Here is a 6,763-nt window from a genome sequence, read left to right as displayed (position 1 = left end):
GTCTGCACGCGAAGAGTGCTCCTCGCTCTGGAAGGTTGTTGATCTCGACAATCCGTAATCTTCCAGATCAGGGGCACTCTTTGCTGTCTAATCGATCACTTGGTCGGAACTCTCCTCAGCCGCCGTGTAGGGTCGGGGGCTGGCGCGGTGGCGTCTCCTGGCGGTAGGGCCTGAGGCCTTCATTCCGCCGATTTCCCGGTCGGTTGTGCCACCCCAGTGACCGTGGCCAGGTTCGTTACCCCGTTTCCAGCCCCCGCCCGTCGAACCGTGCATGCCGTTCTCCGGCACACGGCTCACCGACGTCGTTCACCGCCTGGCATTCGGCATCCCCCGCCAGTCCCGGAAGGGCCTGGGCGGGACGACGATTCCCGACAACGTGACCAGGCCGAGCTGGTCCGGGGACTGGAAGGCCACAACCGACCAGCCGAACCCCCGCGAGCGGCGATGGCGTTTGCGAAGCACGAGCGCCATCCGCATCCGCGCATAACTCCTGATCTTGTTGAAGTGCCGGGAGGAGTTACCGAACCGGAAATAGGCGGCCCAGCCGCGCAGGAACCGGTTGATGTCCTCCACGATCACCTCCGGGCGCAGCAGCAACCTGGACCGGAGCGTCAGCTGACGAATCCGATCACGAGCGTGCTGCATGGCCCGGTCGGCGGGCCAGCGAGCGAGGAAGGTGACAGGCCGCTTGCCGTCCCGGCCCGAACTGCGCACCAGCCGATGGTGAAAGCCGAGAAAATCCAGCCCTTCCCCACCGACCTCCAGGTGCACGATCCGGGTCTTGGCCGCCTTCGGCTTCAAGCCGAGCTCGGCCAGCAGCGCCGTCAGCCGCGCGAGCGCGCGCTCAGCCTGACTGCGAGACCAGCACATCACCGTCACATCGTCGGCATAGCGCACCAGAACCCCATCAGCCTCATCCCACGCCCGATCGAGTCGGTGCAGGTAGACGTTGCACAAGACGGGTGAAATCACCCCGCCCTGCGCAGTTCCGGTGACCGGCCGACGCACCTGCCCCTCCTCCATCACCCCAGCACGCAAGATCGCGCGCAGGAGCTTGAGAACGGACTGGTCACAGATGCGTTCCTCGACCGCTCGTATCAACTCCTGATGCGGAATCGCCGAAAAGCAGTCGGCGATGTCCGTCTCCACCACCCACCGGCGCCCCCGATAACACTCATCGATGAGCACCTGCAAGGCGTCGTGCGCCGAGCGCTTCGGACGGAACCCGAACGAGCAGCCCAGCATGTCCGCCTCGAAGACCGGTTCGAACACGATCTTCAATGCGGCCTGCACGATGCGGTCCCGAACCGCGGGAATCGACAACGGCCTCTGCTCGGCCGTGCCCGGCTTAGGGATCAACACCCGCCGCGCCGGGAGCGGCCGATACCGTCCCTCCCGCAACTCGTCGGCCAACTCATCGAGCAGCCGGGCAACCCCGTACTCCTCGACCTCGGCCAGGGTGGTCTTGTCGATACCCGGTGCGCCGTTGTTGGCGCGCACCGCGACCCACCCGCGCTGCAGCACATCTCTGCGGCAGACCTTGTCATACAGCGCGTGGAATCGACGCCCGGGATCAGCCTCGGCCGCCCGGTACAGCGCATGCTGCAAGGCTCGGACCGGATCACGCGGAACCCGTGGTTCCCGCGATCCCGACGCGGCGGAACTAGCCAGACCGGCACTCACCGGGCCCCTCCTCAACAGTCACTGCGCATCGACGAAGCAGCGGCCCTTCCCTCACCGCCGGTTGTGTTGTCCGGTCGGCTCCAGCAGTACTACGGCCGCCTCCGACGCCCACCCGGCCGGCACTCCATTTCCCAGCGTTGACCGGTTATAGGACGCCACGCTCCGGCAACACACCCATGTCCGCAGGTTGCCGGGCCGGGGAGGGCCTCCCCAGTTCCCGCCGCCACTGTCGATACGTTCCGCGCCCCATACGCCGGGGAGTCCTTGACGGCTGCGCTTCCAGGCTCTTCACCGCGTCCATGGCCTTCGCCCTGGATTCGGGGGCTCGGCTCTCCCTGGTTCCCGACCTCGCGGCCGGGACCTCTAACGACGCCGCAGGCTTCGCTTCATGCTACGGACCGCATCGTTGCTCCCCCATGAAAGGGCCTCTGACGCTGGGCTTCGACCCCGCCCGTTTCCAGACGAAGCCGCCAGCCTGCTACCGGGCCTCCTGGCAGCTACCCGGACCGGACTCCCACCGGCAAGCGACGACGAGCTTACAAACAGACGATCAGCCGCTACGTCACGGCTTCACCTCCGTTCTGCTGGGCGCACGAATCGCCGAGGCTAGGTCGACCGAGACAACCTCAGATCAACCTACGTGCGCAAGTTCGACGCTCTCTACGACTCTGCTGGTTAACCCAGTTTGGTGGCTCCGGTTCATGATCTGATGGTGTCTGTGCTGATCATGACGGGTGTGGCAGCAGTCGTCGGTACAAAGCCGCTTGAACGCTGAAACAGCGGAAGGAAGATCCCGCCAGCGGCCTCGGACGGAACGTTACGATAACCGATATGTCTGTGGGGAAGCGCCAGAGTTCTGAGCCGCTGGGGCGGCGTCTGCTTGCGGCGAGGGAGCGGTCCTTTGTCGGGCGGGAGGAGGAGTTCGCCGCCTTCGAGACGGCGCTGCGTACCGGTGGCCGGGTGCTGTTCGTGCACGGTGCGGGCGGTGTCGGGAAGTCGGCCTTGCTGCGGCGGTTCGCGCAGGAGGCGTCGGCGGCCGGGCGGCCCGTGACGATGCTGGACGGGCGCACGCTGGGCCCGTCGCCGGCGGCCTTCGAGTCCGCCGCCGACTCGGTGTTCGGCGATGAGCGCGCGGTGCTGCTCGTCGACACTTTCGAGCACATCCAGAGTCTGGAAGGCTGGTTGCGCGAGCGGTTCCTGCCCCGCATCCCGGTCGGTGCGCTGGTCGTGGTGGCCGGGCGTTTTCCTCCAGACCTGGTGTGGCAGGCCGATCCGGCCTGGTCGGACACGCTGCAGGTCATGCCGCTGCGTGACCTGGATCCCGTAGACGCGGCGGCGCTGCTGGAAGCCCGTGGCGTGGCCGAGGAGGTGCGTGAGCCGCTGCTGGGTTTCGCCGGCGGGCATCCGCTGGCCCTGTCGCTGGGCGCTGCGGTGGCGATCAAGGACGGGGGAGCGAGTTCCCGTTGGACGCCGACCAGGGATGTGGTCGCCACTCTGATCGATCAGTTGGTCGGTGAGGTGCCGAGCCTGGCGCACCGGCACGCGCTGGAGGTGTGCGCACACACCTACGTCACCACAGAGGAGTTGTTGCGCGCGGTCCTGCCCGACGACGACGCGGCAGCCCTGTTCGCGTGGTTGCGGCGGCTGCCCTTCATGGAGTCCGGCCCGCTGGGGCTGTACCCGCACGATGTCGTACGCGAGATCCTCGAGGCGGATCTGAGCTGGCGCGACCTGCAGCGCCACACCGAATTGCAGCAGCGCGTCAACACCCATCTCATGGCCCAGATCCGCACCGTAGCCGACACCGACGTGCTGCGAGTCGTCGGCTCGATGTTCTATCTACGCCGCCACCGCAGATCTCCGTCAGGGCGGGACTTTTGGCGTCAGGAGGACAATGTATATGAAGACGCCTTCCGGCCCGAGGACATCGAGACCGTGGTGGGCATGGTCGCCGAGGTCGACTGCGAGGAGTCGGCAGCCGCTGTCGCCTTCTGGGCTCCCCGGCAACCGGAGGCTTTCCACCTTTATCGGCACATATCAACCGGTGAGCTGGTCGGTGTCTGCACCTGGCCTCGCCTGGAACGGCCTGATGACGAGGAGGCAGCCGCGGACCCGATCGTCGCCGCCGCCTGGGCCTACGCCCGCGCGGTCGCCCCGCTGCGGCAGGGTGAGCACCTGGGTGTCGGGCGAATCTGGGTGCGCGAGCCGAACCAGGGCCTGTCATCGGTGATGGAGTGGCGCGGCGTGGGCCACTCGCTGCGGTCCGAGCGCATGGCCTGGTCGTTCATGGGCCTGCCCGTCGATGACCCCAGATGCGGCTACTATCGGCGTGACAGCCCGTACGAAGTGGATGAGCACATCTGGCTGGGAGACCGCGAGTACACCCTGTTCGCCCACGACTGGCGGGCCTTGCCCGCCCAGGTGTGGCTCGACCGGTTGCTCTCGGCCGACCTGCCAACGAACCCCTCCCCCGGACGGGAGCCTGAACTTAGCGTGCTGTCGCAGGCGGAGTTCACCGACGCTGTCCGCAAAGCCCTGCGGCACCTATCACGGGCCTCCGAGCTGGCCGCCAATCCCCTCGTCCGCAGCAGGCTCGTCGTCGGCCACGCCGACCCCGCCCAGGCCCTGCGCCGGCTCCTCGAACAGAGCATTGAAAACCTGGGCCAGGACCCGCGCGCGAGCAAGCTCCGCCGCGCCCTCGACGCCACCTACCTGCGCGGCGTGCCCACCCAGGAGGCTGCCGCCACACGCCTTGGCCTGCCCTTCACCACTTACCGCCGCCACCTGACCACCGGCATCGAACGCATCTGCGCCGACCTCTGGCATCGTGAGCTCTACGGGACCAATGAGAGTTGAGGCCATTGTTGCCGGAGGGCCGCCCGCTTCCATGGCGCTTACCCACTCCGGACGCCGGGACCCTGCGCCGCGCCCGCGGAGCGGCGGTGCTGCGCGCTCCCAGCGGCATGCTCGTCGGAGAAGCCGGCGTCCACGGCCGCCTTGGCGGCAATTCCATATAGAGCCCACCCGCCCACGCCGCACAACGACGTCCCATCGCAACGGCCCATTGCTGATCAATCGCCTCCGCACACGCTCGAATACGTTCGCGCCGGTACATGGAGCTGGAGGCCCTTGCCGAGTGTCGCAAGAAAGCGGATTCAGTTGATTCCGAAAACAAGACAAACGATGATAAAGTGACTATTGAGGCGATTGCTTCCTATTAGTCACCGACTATGGGTGACCTTCTCAAACACCACCTCCCTGGGCGCGTCCTCAGCCTTGAGTTTCTTGTTCTCGGCCCGCAGCCGGCAGCCGGGCCGGTTCCTCAGATTCCGCGTCCTTCTTCGGTTTACCTGTCGAGGAGGCCAGCGTCCCGTTCTCCTGCTGCTTTCTCCAGTGTTCGATGTGCGAGTGATACAGCCTTTTCCCCGCGCATCAGGGCGCCGCGCTCGGGGCTGCCCTCGAGCAGGGCGTCGAAGGCCGCCAAGATCCGCGCCTTGTAGGCCGCGGTGAACGTCCGGCGCGTCGGCCGGCTGGCCAGAAACTGATCACCAGCTCTGGACAACACCTCAGAATTGATCCTGGCGCAGGTCACACGCCTCAGCCGGACTGCACGTTGTTTGTCCAGCCGCTCTGTCCCTCGCTGGACAACCCATGGGTTCGCTAAAACAGTGCTTCAGGAACACCCCTCGTTATCCACGAACGGAGAAACGGATGCGTACCCTTCGAACTTTCGCCATGACCGCCGCAGTCCTGGCTGCGCTGGCAAGCCCCGCTCTGACCGGCGCCGCTCTCGCCGATCCGCCCCCGCCGGGCAACTGCGAGGCCCAAGTCGATCTCAGTCGAGACTCGGGCTACGCATACTGCTTGTCAGGCTACGGCTGGGTTCGAGTCATCTTGGTGTGCATGAACGATCTCAGCAAGCGAACCAACGTCTACGGCCCCTGGGAGCCGAGCGACGGCCATACAAGTAATGCGTGGTGCCCCAGCAGCTATCCCAATGCGATGAGCGCCTCGTACCAAACCAAGCGGGTCTAGCTTTATCTTTAACCCTTGGTGATCCGGGAAACGGCCCCCGGTTAATCAATGAGACTGTCAATCCCCTCAAAGCGTAGAGACGGTCCTATGCCACAGCAGCCCTCAGCAGGGCCGATGAGGCTTTTCTTGTTGACGGCCTTGTGTGGCATGTGTGACAGCTACCGTGCCGGCCTCGTCCGGGTCCAGCACGGGGCGCACGAGCAGACGACCGCCGCGGCGCTGGGTGACCTCGGCCAGGCCCGCGCGTTCCAGTTCCCGGAGCCTGCGTCGGCCGGTGTCCGCCGAGGCGCCCACCATGCCGCCGAGGTGGCCGACGGAGGTCTCCAGCGGCTGGCCAGCCTCACCGTGACTGGCTAGTACCAGCGCGTACAACCGCCACGCGGCCGGGGAGATGCGCTGGCCGGCCTCACCGGAGGCCTGCAGGAGATCCAGCGTCCAGGCCGGCACCGGCGCAGTGCCTTGGCGCTCCAGCCCAGTGTCCGCGGCCCGGAGCGTCATGCCGGTTGTGTACACAAACGAGCGCCGTTCTTGATCGTCCGCCGTTACGTCTCGCCGCGGCGTGCCCTGCCTGCGGCCTGAGCGGCCACGACGCGGGCCAGCCAGGCCCGCTCCATGGCCGGTGTCGGATCGCCGGGGTGCGGGCGCTGGTCCTCCGACTCCTTCGCACGCTGCTCCGCCGTCATCGCCGGCACGGCCATCAGGCACCTCTCCCGTAGAGGTATCAGCTGGTCAATGACCCCCGCCAGAGATCACGACGTGGCCGCCGCCGATCATCATCCCGCACAGCGTCACCAGATGTGACACCAAACCCGGTTCGCCGTTCCACTCCTACTGGCAGGCCAAAAGGCTCAGTGACACCGTCGCGGCCCGGCGGGAAGGTGTCCTGAGCCTCTATCCACGGCGTGAAGTCCGAAGCGGGGTTAGCGAAATGAAGTGAGGTGTCCCCTGAACTGGGAGGATGGGAGTTCTCTACGCTTCCATCGCCCGCTGCAAAGGACACCTCGTAAGTTGAAATTCTCCCATACCGCCAGCCGTACGCAGGCGA

General features: G+C 66.3%; 4 protein-coding genes. 2 read left to right on the top strand and 2 right to left on the bottom strand.

What is annotated here, in order from left to right:
* Window positions 1-306 precede the first annotated feature (306 nt).
* The gene (gene ltrA / locus ETD86_RS51505) at window positions 307-1,608 is read right to left on the bottom strand and encodes a group II intron reverse transcriptase/maturase (protein ID WP_211370864.1); all 1,302 of its coding nucleotides are present in this window, start codon (window positions 1,606-1,608) and stop codon (window positions 307-309) included.
* A gap of 906 nt (window positions 1,609-2,514) precedes the next feature.
* On the opposite strand from ltrA, the gene ETD86_RS51500 reads away from it, so the two are divergent.
* Together ETD86_RS51500 and ETD86_RS51490 are read left to right on the top strand one after the other, a co-directional pair.
* Complete coding sequence (locus ETD86_RS51500; RefSeq protein ID WP_138673917.1) at window positions 2,515-4,539, top strand: AAA family ATPase; 2,025 nt, start codon at window positions 2,515-2,517, stop codon at window positions 4,537-4,539.
* A gap of 1,326 nt (window positions 4,540-5,865) precedes the next feature.
* The gene (locus ETD86_RS51490; protein ID WP_138673916.1) at window positions 5,866-6,075 is read left to right on the top strand and encodes a hypothetical protein; all 210 of its coding nucleotides are present in this window, start codon (window positions 5,866-5,868) and stop codon (window positions 6,073-6,075) included.
* 185 nt (window positions 6,076-6,260) lie between these two features.
* Here ETD86_RS51490 and ETD86_RS56390 read toward each other — a convergent pair whose 3' ends face one another.
* Complete coding sequence (locus tag ETD86_RS56390) at window positions 6,261-6,416, bottom strand: hypothetical protein (protein WP_170223756.1); 156 nt, start codon at window positions 6,414-6,416, stop codon at window positions 6,261-6,263.
* Between the last annotated feature and the right edge of the window lie 347 nt (window positions 6,417-6,763).

Source organism: Nonomuraea turkmeniaca (assembly GCF_005889735.1).
Taxonomy (GTDB): domain Bacteria; phylum Actinomycetota; class Actinomycetes; order Streptosporangiales; family Streptosporangiaceae; genus Nonomuraea; species Nonomuraea turkmeniaca.
Note: the sequence above shows the minus strand (reverse complement) of the source record. Positions and strands in the feature narration are given on the sequence as shown.